General features: G+C 67.8%; 19 protein-coding genes. 10 read left to right on the top strand and 9 right to left on the bottom strand.

From position 1 onward, the window contains the following. Positions 1 to 82: 82 nt before the first annotated feature. Entirely contained in the window at positions 83 to 901 is an 819-nt protein-coding gene (locus ABJD39_RS09755; protein ID WP_348607744.1) for an enoyl-CoA hydratase/isomerase family protein, read from the bottom strand. 173 nt (positions 902 to 1,074) lie between these two features. On the opposite strand from ABJD39_RS09755, the gene ABJD39_RS09760 reads away from it, so the two are divergent. Then, positions 1,075 to 1,917, top strand: a complete 843-nt coding sequence (locus ABJD39_RS09760) for an ion transporter (protein WP_348607747.1) — start codon at positions 1,075 to 1,077, stop codon at positions 1,915 to 1,917. A 143-nt stretch (positions 1,918 to 2,060) separates the two neighbouring features. After that, positions 2,061 to 2,273 carry a cold-shock protein gene (locus tag ABJD39_RS09765; RefSeq protein ID WP_348607750.1) on the top strand — a complete coding sequence of 71 codons (213 nt, stop codon included), beginning with the start codon at positions 2,061 to 2,063 and terminating at the stop codon, positions 2,271 to 2,273. 207 nt (positions 2,274 to 2,480) lie between these two features. Here the strand turns inward: ABJD39_RS09765 and ABJD39_RS09770 are convergent, their stop codons facing one another. The 3 genes from ABJD39_RS09770 to ABJD39_RS09780 all read right to left on the bottom strand — a co-directional run bounded on the left by ABJD39_RS09770 (position 2,481) and on the right by ABJD39_RS09780 (position 6,531). After that, positions 2,481 to 3,626 carry a DUF4397 domain-containing protein gene (locus ABJD39_RS09770; RefSeq protein WP_348607753.1) on the bottom strand — a complete coding sequence of 382 codons (1,146 nt, stop codon included), beginning with the start codon at positions 3,624 to 3,626 and terminating at the stop codon, positions 2,481 to 2,483. 289 nt (positions 3,627 to 3,915) lie between these two features. Further along, on the bottom strand, positions 3,916 to 5,109 hold the full coding sequence (locus ABJD39_RS09775; protein WP_348607756.1) for a DUF4397 domain-containing protein: 1,194 nt from the start codon (positions 5,107 to 5,109) through the stop codon (positions 3,916 to 3,918). 222 nt (positions 5,110 to 5,331) lie between these two features. Then, entirely contained in the window at positions 5,332 to 6,531 is a 1,200-nt protein-coding gene (locus ABJD39_RS09780; RefSeq protein ID WP_348607759.1) for a redox-regulated ATPase YchF, read from the bottom strand. A 200-nt stretch (positions 6,532 to 6,731) separates the two neighbouring features. Here ABJD39_RS09780 and ABJD39_RS09785 point away from each other — a divergent pair, with 200 nt between their 5' ends. After that, positions 6,732 to 7,346 (top strand): translation initiation factor IF-2 subunit beta, encoded by a 615-nt coding sequence (locus ABJD39_RS09785; protein WP_348607762.1) that lies wholly within the window; start codon positions 6,732 to 6,734, stop codon positions 7,344 to 7,346. A gap of 107 nt (positions 7,347 to 7,453) precedes the next feature. Beyond that, the gene (locus ABJD39_RS09790; RefSeq protein ID WP_348607765.1) at positions 7,454 to 7,699 is read left to right on the top strand and encodes a DUF7385 family protein; all 246 of its coding nucleotides are present in this window, start codon (positions 7,454 to 7,456) and stop codon (positions 7,697 to 7,699) included. Between the two features lie 51 nt (positions 7,700 to 7,750). On the opposite strand, the gene ABJD39_RS09795 is transcribed toward ABJD39_RS09790, so the two are convergent. Genes ABJD39_RS09795 through ABJD39_RS09810 form a run of 4 tightly spaced genes read right to left on the bottom strand, consistent with a single transcriptional unit; the run spans position 7,751 to position 10,732 of the window. Continuing rightward, on the bottom strand, positions 7,751 to 8,722 hold the full coding sequence (locus ABJD39_RS09795; RefSeq protein WP_348607768.1) for a D-2-hydroxyacid dehydrogenase: 972 nt from the start codon (positions 8,720 to 8,722) through the stop codon (positions 7,751 to 7,753). 48 nt (positions 8,723 to 8,770) lie between these two features. Beyond that, positions 8,771 to 9,193 carry a peptide-methionine (R)-S-oxide reductase MsrB gene (gene msrB / locus ABJD39_RS09800; protein ID WP_348607771.1) on the bottom strand — a complete coding sequence of 141 codons (423 nt, stop codon included), beginning with the start codon at positions 9,191 to 9,193 and terminating at the stop codon, positions 8,771 to 8,773. Between the two features lie 41 nt (positions 9,194 to 9,234). Further along, a complete protein-coding gene (locus ABJD39_RS09805; protein WP_348607774.1) occupies positions 9,235 to 10,041 on the bottom strand; it encodes an aldo/keto reductase in 807 nt (268 codons plus the stop codon). A 37-nt stretch (positions 10,042 to 10,078) separates the two neighbouring features. Continuing rightward, positions 10,079 to 10,732, bottom strand: a complete 654-nt coding sequence (locus ABJD39_RS09810) for an HAD family hydrolase (protein WP_348607777.1) — start codon at positions 10,730 to 10,732, stop codon at positions 10,079 to 10,081. Between the two features lie 196 nt (positions 10,733 to 10,928). On the opposite strand from ABJD39_RS09810, the gene ABJD39_RS09815 reads away from it, so the two are divergent. From ABJD39_RS09815 to ABJD39_RS09840, 6 genes are all read left to right on the top strand, one after another. Then, entirely contained in the window at positions 10,929 to 11,999 is a 1,071-nt protein-coding gene (locus ABJD39_RS09815) for an NAD(P)/FAD-dependent oxidoreductase (protein ID WP_348607780.1), read from the top strand. A gap of 110 nt (positions 12,000 to 12,109) precedes the next feature. Continuing rightward, positions 12,110 to 13,132, top strand: coding sequence for a beta-ribofuranosylaminobenzene 5'-phosphate synthase family protein (locus ABJD39_RS09820; RefSeq protein WP_348607783.1), 1,023 nt, complete (start codon positions 12,110 to 12,112; stop codon positions 13,130 to 13,132). Between the two features lie 24 nt (positions 13,133 to 13,156). Then, positions 13,157 to 13,993 (top strand): RAD55 family ATPase, encoded by an 837-nt coding sequence (locus tag ABJD39_RS09825; protein WP_348607786.1) that lies wholly within the window; start codon positions 13,157 to 13,159, stop codon positions 13,991 to 13,993. Positions 13,994 to 14,087: 94 nt separating this feature from the next. Further along, positions 14,088 to 14,915, top strand: coding sequence for a CopG family transcriptional regulator (locus ABJD39_RS09830; protein WP_348607789.1), 828 nt, complete (start codon positions 14,088 to 14,090; stop codon positions 14,913 to 14,915). Next, a complete protein-coding gene (locus tag ABJD39_RS09835) occupies positions 14,916 to 15,647 on the top strand; it encodes a hypothetical protein (protein WP_348607792.1) in 732 nt (243 codons plus the stop codon). A 32-nt stretch (positions 15,648 to 15,679) separates the two neighbouring features. Further along, the gene (locus tag ABJD39_RS09840; RefSeq protein ID WP_348607795.1) at positions 15,680 to 16,003 is read left to right on the top strand and encodes a transcription factor S; all 324 of its coding nucleotides are present in this window, start codon (positions 15,680 to 15,682) and stop codon (positions 16,001 to 16,003) included. An 83-nt stretch (positions 16,004 to 16,086) separates the two neighbouring features. Here the strand turns inward: ABJD39_RS09840 and ABJD39_RS09845 are convergent, their stop codons facing one another. Further along, on the bottom strand, positions 16,087 to 17,085 hold the full coding sequence (locus ABJD39_RS09845) for a hypothetical protein (RefSeq protein ID WP_348607798.1): 999 nt from the start codon (positions 17,083 to 17,085) through the stop codon (positions 16,087 to 16,089). Positions 17,086 to 17,165 lie beyond the last annotated feature (80 nt).

Raw genomic sequence — 17,165 nt, forward strand, 5'->3', positions numbered from 1 at the left:
GTCGCAGTCCATGAAACTGTGATTCAACGAGCGGGCTCTCCGGTGGCGCTGAACGTACGCAGCACTTCCGACGGCTCCGGAGTCACTCCCCCGGCCACTCGTCGGCCGAGAGCGGTTCGCCCGAGAGGAACGCCTCGATCCCCTCGCTGGCGTCGGCAGTCGTACACAGGCCGGCGAACTGCTCGTTGGAGTAGTCCAGCGCCTCGTGGTAGGGCATGTCCTCCATCTCGTAGTACGCCTGCTTCCCCATCTGCACGGCCGCGGGACTCTTCGAGGCCATGGTTTCCGCGAGTTCGACGGCGCCGTCGACGTGGTCGCCCTCGGCGGTGACTCGGTTGATGACTCCCCACTCCAGGGCGGTCTCCGCGTCGATCAGTTCACCAGTGAGCACCATCTCCAGACATCGCTTGCGCGTGAGCGTCTTCATCAACGGGACAGACGGTCCCATGCAGAACAGCCCGACCTTCGGCGCGGTCGCCCCGAACATCGTCCCCTCGGCGGCCACGGCGAGGTCACACGCCGCCACCAGCCCGAGCCCGTTCGCTGCCGCGTGGCCGTGTGCCGCGGCGACGACGGGTGTGTGCATCTCCGCGAGGGTATGAAACGGGTCTTCCATCCGTGCGACCCACTCCTCGTACTCGGCTTTCGTGTCGTAGTCGCCGTGCTCGGAGACGTCGATGCCCGCGGAGAACGCGTCGCCCGCGCCGTCGATGACGACCGCTCGCACGTCGTCGCGCTCGTCGAGCTCGTGCAGCGCGTCGTCGAGGTCGATCGCCAACTCGGTGCTGAACGTGTTCATCGCCTCCGGCCGATCGAGGGTGATCCGACCGACGTAGCCGTCGCGGGCGACGTCGACGGTGTCGTACGCTCCGTCCCCGAGTGGATCGGTCTCTGATGCCATGGTTGGCGATCCGTGAGCGCCACCATAGTAGTTCGCTCCCACCGCGTCGCGATTACCGGGACCTCCCGTCAATCCGTCCGTGCAGACGCGGCTGGCGCCGCGGCGGCGGTGTCGAATCGGTCGACGACGCCGGCGTGTGAGGTTCTTTACCCCTCGGCGTCGCATCCGGCAGTATGGACGGCCACGCGTCCGGTGGTGCACCGCGAACGTCCCGCGAGCGGGTGCGGTTTTATCTGCTCGATCACCGGACGAGAGTCGGACAGGCGATCGACATCACGCTATTGGTGCTGAACCTCGCGTTCGTCGGCGTGTTCGTCGCTCAGAGCTACGATCTCGCCCAGTCGGCTCGGGACGTGCTGTGGCGCGTCGAGGTCGCTATCGCTGCCGTGTTCGCCGTCGAATACGTGCTCCGACTGTACGGCGCTCGCGACCGCGTCGGCGAGGCGACTGATCCGTACACGATCGTCGACCTGTTGTCGGTGGTGCCGACGCTCTTGGCGATCCTTGCCGTCGGTCCCGTTCTCGGCGTCAACATCGGCTTTCTCCGGGCGCTCCGCGTCGTCCGCGTGTTACGTTTCTATCGGTTCACTCGCGACGAGGAGTTCTTCTTCGGCACCGTCGAGACCGGTACGCTCCGGGCGACGAAGCTCCTGCTTACGGTGCTCGTGATCTTCTTCGTCGGCGCGGGCCTGTTCTACAGTGCCGAGTCGGCTGTGAATCCCGGCGTCGAGAACTTCGGCGACGCGTTCTATTACATGGTTATCGCGCTCGCGACCGTGGGCTTCGGCGACATCATTCCGCAGACGGAGCTCGGGCGGTGGATAACCGTCGGGGGCGTTCTCGCGGCCATCGTCCTCGTCCCGTGGCAAGCGAGCAAGATCGTCCGCGCGTGGACCCGCGGCGACCGTGTCGACGTGACCTGCCCGAACTGCGGGCTCACGGGCCACGACCCCGACGCATCTCACTGTAAGGCCTGCGGCCACGTCATCTATCAGGAGTACGACTCGGACGAGTGACCCCCCGTGGGTGCAGCTTCCGCCCACGGTGCGGGTCGGTCGAGAGATCTGACACCGAATCTGTGTGCTGTGGGTACACGGACCGGGCGTCAGTAGCTCACACGGGTCTGACACATCCGAATCCGGCGGATCGTCGCCTCGTTGTGACGGATCGGGCACCGTACTCCTACGGTGAGGTCGATTTCTTCAACGACACTGGCGGCTACGGTTTCATCGTGACTGAGGACTCCGACGACGACGTGTTCTTCCACATGGAGGATGTCGGCGGCGAGGATCTGACGGAAGGGACCGAGATCGAATTCGACATCGAACAGGCCCCCGAGGGCCCGCGCGCGACGAACGTCGTCCGCGCATAATTCCGGCTCACACCGTCGCCTGACGGCGACATCACTGTGATTCCGTTTCTTCACCGACCCAACTGATCGATAGCGACGCTCCCGTTCCGGCAAAATATCGGAAAAACGGGGCGTCCGAGAGCGACCGATCCGCGGCGTTCGATCCGCGCCGCGGTCACGCTCGTTCGTCCCGAAATGAGGTGCTGAGCGTCGCGAACGGTTCGTGACTTACTCCGGCGCTTCGGTCGCGGTCGCCGGTGCCTCAGTCACGGTCTCGTTCGCCGACGACCCCGTCTCGGTTTCGTTTTCCGTCTCGGTGTCGTCCGGCAGTTCGGTGCTCATCGGCGTCTCGGTTTCGTTCGCGGGCATTTCCGTCTCGTTCGCCGGCATCTCGGTTTCGTTCGCCGGCATCTCCGTCTCGTTGTCCTCGCCGGCGTCGCTCGGGAGCGTCACCGACGTGGTCGCGTCGTTCACGAGCGAGACCTGGAAGCCCGGTCCGCTGGCGTCTTCCGCGCTGGTGTCTTCCGCGCTGGCGTTCTCCGTATCGCTGGCGTTCTCCGTATCGCTGGCGTTCTCCGTATCGCTGGCGTTCTCCGTATCGCTGGCGTTCTCCGTATCGCTGGCGTTCTCCGCGCTGGCGTTCTCCGCATCGCTAGCGTTCTCCGTACCACTGGCGTTCTCCATGCCACTGGCGCTCTCAGAGTTGAGGTACCCGACCGCGTACGCGGTGTACGCCGAGCCGTCCTCAAGCGACACGTCGACCGTGGTGACGACGCTCCCGTCGTTGTCCTCGGTCGCCTCGCGGACCTCGAGCGTGTAGTCGCCCGCGGGAACCGTCATGTAGTCGGACACGCCGGCGTAGGAGACGTTGTCCGCGATGACCGTGTCGGTACCTTCGACGGTGACGTCAACGGTCGGCGCGTCCGGCGAGAAGTGCGCGACGGCGACGGCCGCTTCACCCTCGGCGGGTTGGAGCGCGTCGTCGCGGATGAACAGCGGCGCGAACGACTGGCTCGCGTTCTCGCTCACCTCGCCGCTGGCGGCGATCGTCGTCACCGACCGCGGCTCGACGCTGACGTTCGCGTCGTACACGACGTCGCCGGACTCGGCGGCGGTGATCGTCAGTCTGTGTTCCCCGGCGGCGATCTCAAGGTAGTCGGACGCCTCGCCGAGCTCGACGCCGCTCACGACAGTCTCGTTGTCGAGTGCGACGTCAACGGCGGGTGCATCGGCCGAAGCGTGGACGACGCGGAGATACGAGGTCTCCTGCGTCGACGGCCCGTCGGTCGCTTGTTGCATGGCTGCCGGTGTCGCCCCGGCCAGCCCGCCGAGGGTCGCCCCGCTGACGACCACGCTCCCGGCGAGGATTATCACGAACGCTACCGCAAGTGTCTTTGTTGGTGGATCGCGCATCGCGTTTGAATGACACGTCTGCACGGTGGTTTGTTATGGACCGACCCGCACGATGTGACCGACTCGACGGGACTCGCGGTCGGCGCGTAGCGTCGTCGTACTCTCGTCGGTGGAACATCCCGATCGCGGTCGACGGAACCGCCGACGGCTGTGGGTACGTTCGTCCTTCGTGTCGGTACGCTCGCCGTTCGCGAAGAAATGAGCCGTTTTTGGCGCCGGCGTCGACCCCGCCGGACCGGTGCTCCCGGGATCAGGCGGATCCTTCCGTGCTCGTTTCGGTGCCGGCCTCCGTTCCGGTACCGGCTCCGGCCTCCGTTCCGGTACCGGCTCCGGCCTCCGTTCCGGTGCCGGTTCCGGTCTCCGTTCCGGTGCCGGTTCCGGTCTCCGTTCCGTTCTCCGTCCCGGTGGGCGTCCCGGTCTCCGCCGCGGCGGCGCCGGAGTCGACCGTGAGCAGCACCTCGAACGGGGCTTCGGCCGCCTCCCCGTCCGGGGTGATATACCCGGTCGCGAACGCCGACGACACCGTCCCGCCGACGAGTTCGACGTCGACGGTCGCGATCGGTCCGGAATCGCCCGCCATGCCCGTCGCCGCGGATTCCGTACCTGTCGCCGCGGACTCCGTTCCCGTGGCCGCGGACTCCGTCTCTGTGCCCGCAGCCACCGTCTCGGTGCCGTTTTCGGTCCCCGCTGCGGTACCGTTCTCGGTCCCCGTCGCGGTACCGTTCTCGGTCCCCGCCTCGGCCTCCTCGGCGGCGGCGATCTCGAGGGAGTACGATCCCTCGGGCACCTCCGCGTAGTCGCTGGCCTCGCCGAACGCGACGCTCTCGACGAGCGTGTCCCCGTCGGCGACGCCGACGCTGACCGGCGGCGCGTCCGGCGAGGCGTGCACCACGCGCACCGCGGCGGTGTCGTCGGCGGGCGGTTCGACGCGGTCGTCCAGCGACGTCACGGCGAACTCCTGGTTCTGTTCGGCCACCTCGCCGAAGGCGGCGACGGTGAACGCGCCGTTGTCGAACTCCACCTCCTGCTCCAACACGGCCTCCTCCTCGCCGGCGACGGAGACCGTTACCGGGTAGGTCCCCGGTTCGAGCGCGTAGTAGTTGCTCACCGAACCGTACGCGACGTCGGTGAGGATCTCCGACCCTGCGACGGACACGTCGACGTTCGGCGCGTCCGGCGAGAGGTGCGCGATCCGAACCACGGCCATTCCCTCCTCGACTGCGCTAGCCGGATCGTCAACCTCCTCCGGCTCGGCCATCTCCCCTTCGGTTTCGGTCTCCTCCGCTTCGGTCTCCTCCGTCGGCGTCTCCTCGTCGGTCCCTTCCTCGACCGTGCCGACGGTTTCGTCGGTCGCGTTCGTGGTGTTGTTCGTTCCCGCGCCGCAGCCGGCGAGACCGACGCCGACTGCCGCACCGAGCGCTGCTGTAAGCTGTCGTCGTGACACCGTTCGTCGAGTCATGCAGTCGTTCCTGACTGGGTCCTCTCGCTTTGTTATGCATCGGCGGGGAGATAACACGGGCAGATTACGTCCGGGAGACGACGCCGACGGCTTGATCGCTCGGCTCGAACGCTCCCGTCGTCGGCGTGAGCGCCGTCTCCGGGCGGACGCTCAGCCGATCGACGCGTGGGATCCGTAAGCCGTCCGTACGTGCGATCGTGGGCGAGCCTACCCGGTCGTGATGACCTCGACCACGTCGCGGTGGTCGAGGACGGTGTCCGCACCCACCTGTCGGCCGCTCCGGCAGTCGATCCCGTGGAGGAAGCCGTCGCCGATGTCCGAGTGCAGCGTGTACGCGAAGTCCTCGGCGGTGGCGTAGCCGGGGAGGACGAAGCAGTCCCGGAACGGCCCCTTGCTCCAGGTGCCGCTCGCGCTCCCGGGGAAGACGGCCTTCGCGTCGAGTTCGCCGAACAGCGCCGCCTCGATCACCGACTGGACGCCCGTGCCGCCGTACTCGGCGACGAACTCGCGGATGGCCTCCAGCCCCTGTGCCTGCTCGTCGCTCACGTCGCCGACGATCTCGAAGTCCGCATCCCCCTGTGTGTAGTCGACGACGCCGGCCTCGTCGGCCTTCTTCAGCGACCCTTCGGCGTGGGCGCTGGCGGGAACGACGGTGAGGTGCTCGTACTCGGGATCGGTCGTGATCTCGTCGTAGTTCTCGCGGGCGGCGGGCGTGTCCATTTTGTTCGCCGCGATCACCATCGGCTTCGTGCGCTTGCGGATCTCGCGAGCGAGGTCGAATCGGTCGCCGTCGTCCCACGTCCCCGGATCCAGCTCCAGATCCAGCGAGAGGACGACCTGCTTGATCTCGTCTTTGTTCGTGCGGAACGCGCTCATCTGCTCGGCGAGCACCTCCTCGACGCCGATCTCGTCGCCGGGGTTCGGCCCCTGATACATCGACTCGTACTTCTCGATCCCCTTCCCGAGGACGTCGAGGTACCACTGGTCGAGTTCCGCCTCGAGGAAGTCGATGTCCTCGCGGGGGTCGTGGCCCTCGGTGGGCTCGCCCTCGATGTCCGTCTCGCCGGAGAAGTCGACGACGTGGACGAGCACGTCCGCCTCGTTGAGGTCCGAGAGGAACTGGTTTCCGAGGCCCTTCCCCTCGTGTGCGCCGGGAATGAGCCCGGCTACGTCGACCAGCTTGACGGGGACGAACCGGGTGTCGTCGCGGCAGAAGCCGTGGTTCGGCTCGCACGTTTCCTCGAACTCGGGGGCCGGGCAGTCGACGCCGACGTACGCCTCGCCGACGCTGGGGTCGATCGTCGTGAAGGGATATGCGCCCTCGGGCACGTCGTTCATCGTCGCCGCGTTGAAGAAGCTCGATTTCCCGACGGACGGCTTCCCGACGAGACCGATCTTGTAGCTCATTACCCACGCTGGGCCGTGGCGACTGAAACCCGTTTCTACCGCAGGGCGCCTGTGTCGTCCGTTCACATGGGATCCGAACGGGACCGGTTCGACTGGAACGACAGCGGCTCCGCCGACGGGGACGGCGATTCGCCGGACGGCCGCGACCACGGCACCGACTCTCTCGGAAGCCCTATACGTGAAACTGCTCTCTTCTGTGTATGAACTACGCCGACGCACTCGACCGAGCCTACGACGAGTTACCAGAGACCCCGGCCGAGGCCGGTGACCGACTGGACGTGCCCGACCCGGAGGGCCAGACCGACGGCGCCTTCACCCGGCTCACGAACCTCTCGGACATCGCCGACGCGCTCTCGCGGGACCCCGAGCACCTCCACAGCGCCATCCAGCGCCAACTGGGGACGAACGGACAGTTCGAGGAGGGCGTCGCCCGGTACAACGGGTCGTTCTCGATCAAGGACTTCACCGACGCCATCGACGAGTACGTCGCCGAGTTCGTCACGTGCTCGGAGTGCGGCCTCCCCGACACCGTCCTCAAGACCGAGGACGGCGTCCGGATGCTCCGATGCCAGGCCTGCGGCGCGTTCCGCCCGGTCCAGAAGCGCTCCTCGGCGGCCACGTCCCACTCGCAGGGCCCCGAGATCGAGGAGGGCAAGACGTACGAACTGGAGATCACCGGCACCGGCCGCAAGGGCGACGGCGTCGCCGAGAAGGGGAAGTTCACCGTGTTCGTCTCGGGCGCTCAGGAGGGCCAGACCGTCCAGGCGTACGTCCACAACACCTCCGGCAACCTCGCGTTCGCCCGCCTCACCTGAATCGACGCGCCGCCACCGAGCACCGACGAGTGCGATCGACGGACCCGACTTCTCACCGCTGACAACCGGGACACAACGTACTTGACACGGAGCGACCGCCTCCCCGTATGGCGCGTCTCGACATCTCCGAGGGCTTCGACGTCCACGACTACCGGAGCAAGCTGAAGCTCCGCAAGCAGGACGCCGGGTCGATGACGCTCGACAACAGAGAGGGGCTCGGCTGTCCCGCCTGCGGCGACCCGTTCGAGCAACTGTTCGTCAGCGACGACGAGACGGTAACCTTCGCGTCGGCGCCCAACGGCCCCCTCTGTCTCGCGCGCACCGACGAGCGGCTGCTCGTCATGACGCACTGAGCGGGCGCCCGCGGAGAGGGCCCTCGCGATCCAATTCGCCACCCCGGCGCCTCACACCACCCGGTTTCGCATCCCGTCCGGGTCGCCCTCGGCGAGACGGCGGTAGTTCTCTGCGATTATCTCACTCCACCGCTCGGTCTTGTGCGGGGTGCTCCCGGCCATGTGTGGCGTCACGATGACGTTCGAGAGGTCCCACAGCCGCGAATCCGTCGGCAGCGGCTCCTCCTCGAACACGTCGAGGGCGGCGCCGCGGATCAGGTGCGACCGCAGCGCCCCGACGAGCGCGTCCTGATCGCACACCTCGCCGCGGGCGACGTTGACGAGCACGCCGTCGCCGCCGAGGAGGCGCAACTCGTCGCCGCCGATCAGCCCCTCGGTCTCGTCGGTGAGCGGGCACGCGAGCACGAGGTAGTCGGCGGCGAGGCACACCTCGTGGAGGTCCTCGGGTCCCCGGGATTCGTCGACGACCGCCGGCATCGAGTCGAGGTCGCGCTTCACGCCCCACACGTCCATCCCGAACGCGGTCGCGAGTTCGGCCACGCGGGTGCCGATGGCGCCGACGCCGACGATCCCCACGGTCTTGCCGCGCAACTCGCCGCCCTCGCGGCGCTCCCAGCGCGATTCCGCCTGCTGGCGAGCGAGCGCGTGGAGGTCGCGCTCGAAGCTCAGCAGGTAGCCGAGCACCTGCTCGCCGATCGGTTCGGCGTGGACGCCCGCCGAGTTGGTAAGCGCGACCCCCCGGTCGGCGAGATCGTCCACCGGGAGGTAGTCGGTGCCCGAGGACAGCGCCTGCACCCACCGCAGGGAGTCGGCACGGTCGAGCAGGTTCTCGGGGAGTCGACCGACGACGAGCCCGTCGGCGTCGGTGACGTGCTCGTCGGTCTCGGCGGGCGTCGCCGCGGCGACGACGCGGTCGGCCGGGAGCCCGGCGTCGACGAGGCGGTCGCGGAGGTCGGCGCTACGGTCGGGGCCGACGGTGTGTGCGAGCAGGAGGGCGGGCTGGTCGGCGAACTCGTCGGTCATATCGACCGCCTCGCTCGCTCGCGAGAAAAGGTCCGCGGTGACTTCCGCTTACTCCTCGGGCTCGAAGTCCAGCGCCACGGAGTTGATACAGAACCGCTCGCCAGTCGGCTCCGGTCCGTCCTGGAAGACGTGGCCGAGGTGGCCGTCGCAGGTGGCGCACTTCACCTCGACGCGGGACATCCCGTGGCGATCGTCGTCCTCCAGCGTCACCGTCGACTCGTCGGCGGCGTAGAAGCTGGGCCAGCCGCAGCCGGAGTCGTACTTCGTCTCGGACTCGAAGATGACGGTGCCACAGCCCGCGCACTTGTAGACGCCGTCGTCCTTCCGATCGACGTGCTCGCCGGAGAAGCGCGCCTCCGTGCCGCGCTCGCGGAGGATCTCGTACTCCTCCTCGCTCAGTCGCTCGCGCCACTCCTCGTCGCTGTCGGGGACTTCCTCGGGCTCAGGGGTCGCGTCGGCTGAGTCACTCATACCGGGGGAAGGACGTCGAGACGCATGAACCCACGGTCGATTCACTCCGGAAACAGTTCTTCCTCGCGCTCGACCCCGTCGATCCGCTCGTGGTCCTCGGCATCGAGGTCGAGATCAGCCGCCGCGAGGTTCGCGCGCAGGTGACGCTCGCTCGACGCCTTCGGGATCGTGACGACGCCCTCCTTGTCGGTGAGCCACGCGATGCTCACCGCCTCCGGCGTCGCGTCGTGTTTCTCGGCGACCGCACGCACCGCCTCGATCTCCCGGACGCGGCCGCCGGCGAGCGGCGAGTACGCGACCAGCGGGTAGCCGTGCCCGACCGCGTGCTCGCGGAGCGCGGGACGCTGAAACAGGGGGTGGTACTCGGTCTGGTGGGCCGCGAGCGGGGCGTCGAGCAGATCGATCGTCCCGTCGAGTTCGTCGCGTTCGAAGTTCGAGACGCCGACGTGGCCGACGAGGCCGTCGTCGACCAGTTCGTCGAACGCCGCCAGCGTGCCCGCCGGATCGTAGCCGCCCTTCGGCCGGTGGACGTACAACAGGTCCACCGCGTCGAGGCCGAGCCGGTTCAGGCTGGCCCCCGTCGAGGGGCGCACGTCGTCGGGCGCGAGGCGGTCGATCCACGTTTTCGTCGCGACGGTCACGTCCTCGCGGGCGACGACGCCCGCCTCGGCGGCCTCGGCGGCCGCGGCGAGCCCCGCGCCGACGGTCGCCTCGTTCTCGTACACCTGCGCGGTATCGAGGTGTCGGTAGCCCAGCCGCAGCGCCGTTTCGACCGCGCGGGCGCCCTCGTCGCCGTCGAGACCCATCGTGCCGAGGCCGACGGGCGGGAGATCGATAGCCGTGTCCATACGCGGAGATCGGGGGGCGGCGGGAAAGCGTCGACGGTCAGTTACTGATCGCCTGGAGGTCCGCGAGCCCGTCGATGTCGTACGTCGGCGTGACCGAGAGCGTCCAGTCCTCACGGTGCGGGCGGCGGATGAACGCCGAGTCGATCCCGGCGTTGTCGGCCGCCTCGATGTCGGACTCGTTGTCGCCGACGAACAGCGCCGTCTCGGCGTCCAGGTCCGCGAGCGCGCGGTCGATGTAGTGACTGTTGGGCTTCTTGTGCCGGAGGCTCTCGACGGTCGGCTCGCGACCGTAGGCGGTGTCGAAGAGGTCGGCGACCCCGAAGTGATCGAGCAGGAACTCCACCGTCTCGTGTTGGTTCGAGGAGACGATGCCCTTCGGCGTAGAGAGATCACGTAACACGTCGATGTCGTCGTACAGGCGCTTGTTGCCCGCGCGGACCTCGCGGCGCTGGGCCTCGAACGCCGTCCGGTCGCGCATCGCCCAGAACTCCCGCGGCGTGAGGTCGTAGGTGTCGCACACCTCCTCGACCTGTCCGGGCGAGACGCCGACGACCATCGACTCGACGTGCTCCGGGTCGGGATCGGCCACCGAGAGCGCGTCGAAGGCGTCCCAGGCGGCCTCGTGGAGCACGTCGTAGTGGGTGCGCCCCACGAGCACCCCGTCGTTGTCGAAGACGATCGCGTCGTACATGCCGGTTACTGGCGCGTCATTGGGGATAAGCGTTTCACCCGGCTGTCGAGTGGGTCCCACGGGAACGCCACCCACGGCGGTCGTTCGTCGTCGCTGCTCGTTCGTCGGCGCTGCCACTCGCTTGTCGCCGCCTCGTCGGCGCCACTCGCTCGTTCGATCGCCCGCAAGCGATACGGACCCGGCGTCCCTGTACACGGTGATGGCACCCATCGGCATCGTCGGCGCCGGCCTCGCGGGCGCCGGCGCGGCGTACGCGCTCCGGTCGACCGATCACGACGTGACGATCCTGGAGAAGTCCCGCGGCGTCGGCGGACGGGCGGCGACGCGGCGGCGCGACGGCTGCCGGTACGACCACGGCGCCAACTACGTGAAACTCCCCGACCAGCGGACCGGCGACCTGATCCGCGACCTCGGGGAGGACGGCCTCGTCGACATCGAGGAACCGGTGTGGACGTTCGGTGCCGACGGCGAGATCACCCCCGGCGACGGCGACGACGAGCACAAGTACACCTGGGAGGCGGGGGTCACCCAGTTCGCCAAGCGGCTGCTCGCCGAGACCGACGCCGAGGTGCGAACGACGACGCGAGCCGAATCGATCGTCCGAGACGGGACCGCCGACGGCGACGGCGCGTGGACGGTCACGGACACCGACGGCGATGACCACGGTCCGTTCGACGCGCTGTTGCTCACCCCGCCGGCGCCCCAGACCGCCGACCTGCTCTCGGCGACGGAGTGGTCGGACGACAGCGGCACGCTCGCGGACCTGCACACGGCCGTCGAGGCGACCGAGTTCCGCACGGTGCGGACGCTCGTGTTGCACTACCCCTTCGAACTCGACGTGCCGTGGTACGGGCTCGTCGACGTGGACAAGGCCCACGAGATCGGCTGGCTCTCGCGCGAGGAGTGCAAGCGCGGGCACGTCCCCGACGGCGAGGGGCTGCTGATCGTGCAGATGAGCCCGGAGTGGTCGACCGCCCACTACGACGACCCGCTCGAGGAGGCGACCGACGCGGCAGCGACGCTCGCGGCCGATCTCGTCGGCGACGACCGGCTCACGGAGCCGGACTGGGTCGACGATCAGGGCTGGCGCTACGCGCTCCCGAACGAGGAACTCGACGGCGACGGCGCCACCGACGCCGACGCGGTCGCCGCCGCCGAGGACGCGGGGCTGTTCCTCGCCGGCGACTGGGTCGCCGGCCGCGGCCGCGTCGCCGCGGCGCTGTGGAACGGGACCGACGCCGGCGAGTCGATCGCCGAGCGACTGTAAGGGGATCCGGCCTGCGTCGAGTGCGGGCAACCACTGCCGCCGACAGCGTCCGTATTATCCGCTGTCGAAACCGACACGTCCTCGTCACCCGGATCGCGATCAGAGACCCGATGTCGGACGACGCCACTCCCGAGCGCTCGGATCGCGGCCACTCCGTCACGGTCGAGTCCGGCGCGCGCCTGCATTTCGGCTTCGCCAACCTCTCGCTGGCGCACGAGCGGCTCTACGGCGCCGTCGGCGTCGCCCTCGACGCGCCCCGCGTCCGGCTGCGCGTCGCGCCCGCTGTCGCCGCCGAGAGTGATCACGCCGCCGTCCGCGGCTACGCCGAGCGCGCGTGCGACCTGCTCGGCGTCGACGGCGCCCGCGTCGCCGTCGAGTCGGAGCTCCCGCGCCACATGGGCCTGGGGAGCGGGACCCAGCTCGCGCTCGCCACGCTCGCGGGCGTCGCCGGCGCGCACGGGCGCGACCCGGCGGTGCGAGAGCGCGCGCCCGCGCTGGGGCGGGGTGGCCGCTCGGGCGTCGGTGTCGCGACGTTCGAGGACGGCGGCTTCGTCCTCGACGCCGGCCATCCGACCGGTCGGTTCACCACCGACCGCCCCGCCGACGGCGACTGGCGCGTTCCAGCGGTGGCCGCACGCCACCGCGTGCCCGACGACTGGCGCTTCCTCCTCGTCGTCCCCGACGCCGACCCCGGCCGCGCGGGCGACGCCGAGGACTCCGCCATCCGACGCGCGGTCGAGGACGCCGACCCCGCCGTCGCCGACCGCGTCGCCGGCGCGATCCAGCGCCGCCTGCTCCCCGCGATCGCGGAGGGATCGGCCGAGCGCTTCGGCACCGCCGTCGAGGACATCGGCCGGCTCAACGGCGCGTGGTTCGCGGACGAGCAGGGTGGCGTCTATCGCCCGCCGGTCGGCGACGTGGTCGCCGAGTTGAACGACGCGCCGGCGGTGTACGGCGCCGGGCAGTCGTCGTGGGGGCCGACCGTCTACGGCGTCACCGACGGCGGACACGTCGGGGAAGCGCGCGAGGCCGGGGAGGACGCGCTCGCGGCCGCCGGCGTCGACGGCGACGTGCGAGTCGTGGGGCCGCGGAACCGCGGCGCCGAGATACGCGCCGACCGGCACAACGCCTAAGCGCGCGCCCGAGCGAGGGGAGGCATGGATCGGATCCCGTTCGGCGTCGCCCAACTCGACTCGGTGTTGGGCGGCGGCGCCCCTGTGGGCAGCGTCGTGCTCGTCGCCGGCGAGTCCGGCGCCGGCGCCCGGGAGTTCGCCTACACGAGCGCCGCGATGAACGCGCTCGCCCGCGTCGACGAGGAGATGTTCGACCTCTACTACGGCGACCTGGACGACGCGGCGGCGGTCCCGTCGGAGGTCCACTACCTCTCGTTCACCACCGACGCCGACTACATCGAACGCGAACTGCGCTACACGATGGCCGACGAGATCGTCGACGCCGCCGTCGACGGGATCGAGTTCGCCGACCTCTCACCGGAGTACTTCCAGCTGTCGCCTATCCCGCGCGAGTGGTACATGGGTGCCACCAGCAGCATCCACGACCTCGGAAGAGCCGGCAATCGCGACGGCGTTCTCTCGGCGTTCGGCGAGTACCTGACGGACAACGCTGCCGGCAACCTCGTCGTGATCGACGCCGTCACCGACCTCGTCGGCGCCTCCGGGGGCGAGGTCGAGTGGGAGGACGTGGCGATGCTCGTCCGCGGGCTCGCGAAGGCGGTCCACTCGTGGGGCGGGCTGCTGATCGCGCTCGTCAACACCGACGCGATCACCGACCGACAGCTCGGCCAACTCGTCGACGGCAGCAGCGGGACACTCCAGTTCAGCTGGGAGTCCGGCGGTTCGAAGCGCGCACGGACGATGGTCGTCCGGGAGTTCCGTGGCGTGCTCTCCCAGCTCGAGTCGGAGAACATCGTGCGGTTCGAGACCGAGATCCACGACGGCGGCCTCGACATCAGCGACGTGCGGAAGATCCGGTGACGGCCTCCATCGACGTCGAGAATGTCACTCCCCTGTACTATCCTCGATATTCGGGCCGGTACTATTTACCTGCACACGGTCTACGTGGGGGTAGATGGATGGAGAGCAGGTCGAGGAGCTCCCGGATGTTCTCCGTGAGTGGGTCGTGGCCCACGCCGAGGAGACGGGCCGATCGCGCGAGGAGGTGCTGGCTCGGGCGGTCACGCTCGCGCGGCTGCTCGACGAGCACGGCGACGATCTCCCGGACCCGGCCTCGATCGGTTCCGAGACGGTCGATCACGAGGAGATCGCCGGGCGGGTCGTCGACCTGAACGCCCGCGTCGACGAACTGGACCGGGAGCTCGACGAGAAGATCGACGATATCCGCTCGCGGGTGATCCAGGTCAAACGCGAGACCGACACGAAGGCCGACGCCGACCACGATCACCCGGCGCTTCGGGAGGCGGCCGAGTCGGTCGAGGACCTGAGCGCGGCCGTCGACGCGCTCCGCGCGGACCTCTCGGAGCTCGAGGAGACGTTCGAAACCGGGTTCGCGAACTACGAGGAGGTGCTGGAGTACCTCACGGACACCACCGACGAGCACACCGAGAAGCTCTCCCGGCTCGCGGCCGTGCTCTCCGACGTTCGAAGCCGCGTCTCGACGCTCGAATCGCGCGAGGCGCGCCGGCTCGCGGCCGCCGACCTCAAACGGCAGGCCAACCGGCTCGGGATCGCGACGGCCGACTGCGACAGCTGCGGCGAGACGGTTCGGCTCGGACTGTTGTCGAGCCCGGAGTGTCCCCACTGTGGGAGCACGTTCGAGACGGTCGAGCCGAGCTCGGGATTCTTCGGATCGCCGTCGCTCACGGTCGGCTCGCGTCCCGCGCTGGAAGGTGAAACGATCGACGAACAGGAGTCGCAGGCGATCTTCGAGGAGGAGTAGATGGCCGACGATCCCGACACCGACGGCAACGCTCGCGACGAGGCGGATGCGGATACGGAGGGGTCGCCGCGTGTACAGAACCCGTTCGGGCGGGACGACCAGCCCGATGAGGATCGGAACCGGAGCACCGATCGCGAGGCCGGTGACGCGAGCGACGGAACCGACGTGGATGACGGGACCCCAGACCGTCGCCGCGACGCCCCGCTGGGCGATCTCGCCAGGCGCGTCGGCAAGCGCAGCCGGGATCGCGACGCACGAGACGACCGCGACCCGTTCGAGGAGGTCAACGTCGGCGACATCGACACCGAGAAACTGTGGGAGTCGCTCGACGCCGGGGGGACCGACCGGTCGGATGCGGACGGCCTCGGCCAATACGACCCGCCCGAGGAGGCGGCTCGGCGTGTCGAGGAGACTGCAACACGTAACGTCCGTCCCGAGTACGTGCTCGACAAGCGGGAGTACTGCCAGCGCTGTCCGTACCTTTCGGCGCCGCCGGACGTGACATGTGGCCACGAAGACACCGACATCCTCGAGGTCGTCGACGGCGAGCACTTCCGCGTCCGCGGGTGCCCGATGGTAACCACCGACGGCAAGCCGAACTTTGCCGCCGGCGGCGACGCGAACCCGGATACTGCGGCGGCCGGGACGGCAGTGTCGACTGAAACAGCTGAGGCTCCCGAGACGACCGGCACGAGTGCCCCCGCGGATTCGTCGACCGTCGACGACGCGTAAGCCATACCGGTGCAGACCGAGTACGGTCTGTCATGCAGTTTTGCGACGAGTGCGGCTCGATGATGCGCACCGAGGACGGCGTGATGCTCTGTTCCTCCTGCGGCGCCACCGCCGAGCGCGACGAGGAGCGCGCCGCCGAGTTCGTCTCGACCGAAGCCCAGACCCACGACGACGTGATCGAGACCGAGGAGGGCGCGAACTTCGAGGGGAAGCCCACCTCCGACGACGTGATCTGCGACGAGTGTGGCCACACTGTCGCGTGGTACACGATCAAACAGACCGGCGCCGCCGACGAGCCGCCGACGCGGTTCTTCAAGTGCAAGGAGTGTGGCTACCGCTGGCGGGAGTACAACTGATCCGAGAAACGTTCGGGCGCAGTCTCTCTGTGAGACCCAGCACAAACTGTGATGTCGACTGAGAACTGAGTGTCTTGAACTATTCAGTTATCGAAGTTACAGCGATCGAGCGCTTCTTTCGCTTTCTCGGTCTCTGTGCTTGCACGACTATCGTTACCGTTGTTTAGTGCAGCGCAGGCTTCTCGAAGGTGTCTTGCACCGTCTTTGAGCGCCCCTCCGTAACACGTGAGTTCGATGAAAGTCGTTTTCATCGAGTCGGGAACAGTGTTCTCCCGATCTTTGAACGTGGTCTCGCTGGTGGTGAAGTGATCGACGGATCTGTCGTAGCTACTCTCCGCATCCGCATACTGATCGTTTTCAATTTGGGTCGTTGCCTCTTCGAAGTCAACTAGTCCAAGAGAGAGTTGGCGAATTCCCGATGCAAGGGCACTTAGGGCCGGTAGTACCTCGTCCACGGCCGTCAGTTCAGTCTTTATCGACTCAACCTCTACCTCGCTGACCTCGTCAAGGAGCTCTGTATCTAGCTGTTCCTGACGGTCCTGTACAACAGTCAATATGTCATCGGATTCAGACAGTGTGCTCTCTGCTGTTTCGAGTTGCTCAGCCGCCTCGGAGTACCGCTCCGATCGGAAATACGAGAATCCACTCGTTGTCTGCGTGTACGCTTCTGCAAACACGTCGAGGAACTCGGCCATTTTCCGTGCGAACGAGATGTATCCTCGGGCAGCGCTGATCTTCTCCTGTTGCGGGGCGCTCGCGTGTTTCTCGGCTTGATCGAGTTCTTCTGAAGCCGTGTCGAGATAGTCATAGATCGTTTCGGGTTCGAAATCGAGGCCACTGCCGCTTTCGACTTCTGAATCCTTGAACTTCTCACTCTGGGTCGAGATCTCTTCACCTGCACGCTGGAGGGCCTTTCCAGCGAGTTCCATGTGTTCTGCTGCCTTTTGCTCCTCGCTTGATGTCGATGTACTGCGAGTTATTCCCGTGTTCGTTCCGTCTCCGGTCGAACCTCCCGTACATCCCGCTACTGCTACCGTCGAAATAACCGAAGAAACCGCTCCGATATACTGTCGTCGTTGCATATCGTATTTAAATCCATCTCTCCATATAATGATGCTGACTCAAAAATCGGTTCAGATAACTCGTGACAAACGGCCGGATT

Origin of the sequence: Halobaculum rarum (genome assembly GCF_040025155.1) — an archaeon.
GTDB classification, from domain to species: domain Archaea; phylum Halobacteriota; class Halobacteria; order Halobacteriales; family Haloferacaceae; genus Halobaculum; species Halobaculum rarum.

What these genes read in the sequence shown, in the direction of transcription:
- ABJD39_RS09755 (WP_348607744.1), bottom strand. Translation starts at nt 901, where the DNA reads ATGGCATCAGAGACCGATCCACTCGGGGACGGAGCGTACGACACCGTC.
- ABJD39_RS09760 (WP_348607747.1), top strand. Translation starts at nt 1,075, where the DNA reads ATGGACGGCCACGCGTCCGGTGGTGCACCGCGAACGTCCCGCGAGCGG.
- ABJD39_RS09780 (WP_348607759.1), bottom strand. Translation starts at nt 6,531, where the DNA reads ATGAGCTACAAGATCGGTCTCGTCGGGAAGCCGTCCGTCGGGAAATCG.
- ABJD39_RS09785 (WP_348607762.1), top strand. Translation starts at nt 6,732, where the DNA reads ATGAACTACGCCGACGCACTCGACCGAGCCTACGACGAGTTACCAGAG.
- ABJD39_RS09790 (WP_348607765.1), top strand. Translation starts at nt 7,454, where the DNA reads ATGGCGCGTCTCGACATCTCCGAGGGCTTCGACGTCCACGACTACCGG.
- ABJD39_RS09795 (WP_348607768.1), bottom strand. Translation starts at nt 8,722, where the DNA reads ATGACCGACGAGTTCGCCGACCAGCCCGCCCTCCTGCTCGCACACACC.
- msrB (WP_348607771.1), bottom strand. Translation starts at nt 9,193, where the DNA reads ATGAGTGACTCAGCCGACGCGACCCCTGAGCCCGAGGAAGTCCCCGAC.
- ABJD39_RS09805 (WP_348607774.1), bottom strand. Translation starts at nt 10,041, where the DNA reads ATGGACACGGCTATCGATCTCCCGCCCGTCGGCCTCGGCACGATGGGT.
- ABJD39_RS09810 (WP_348607777.1), bottom strand. Translation starts at nt 10,732, where the DNA reads ATGTACGACGCGATCGTCTTCGACAACGACGGGGTGCTCGTGGGGCGC.
- ABJD39_RS09820 (WP_348607783.1), top strand. Translation starts at nt 12,110, where the DNA reads ATGTCGGACGACGCCACTCCCGAGCGCTCGGATCGCGGCCACTCCGTC.
- ABJD39_RS09825 (WP_348607786.1), top strand. Translation starts at nt 13,157, where the DNA reads ATGGATCGGATCCCGTTCGGCGTCGCCCAACTCGACTCGGTGTTGGGC.
- ABJD39_RS09830 (WP_348607789.1), top strand. Translation starts at nt 14,088, where the DNA reads ATGGATGGAGAGCAGGTCGAGGAGCTCCCGGATGTTCTCCGTGAGTGG.
- ABJD39_RS09835 (WP_348607792.1), top strand. Translation starts at nt 14,916, where the DNA reads ATGGCCGACGATCCCGACACCGACGGCAACGCTCGCGACGAGGCGGAT.
- ABJD39_RS09840 (WP_348607795.1), top strand. Translation starts at nt 15,680, where the DNA reads ATGCAGTTTTGCGACGAGTGCGGCTCGATGATGCGCACCGAGGACGGC.
- ABJD39_RS09845 (WP_348607798.1), bottom strand. Translation starts at nt 17,085, where the DNA reads ATGCAACGACGACAGTATATCGGAGCGGTTTCTTCGGTTATTTCGACG.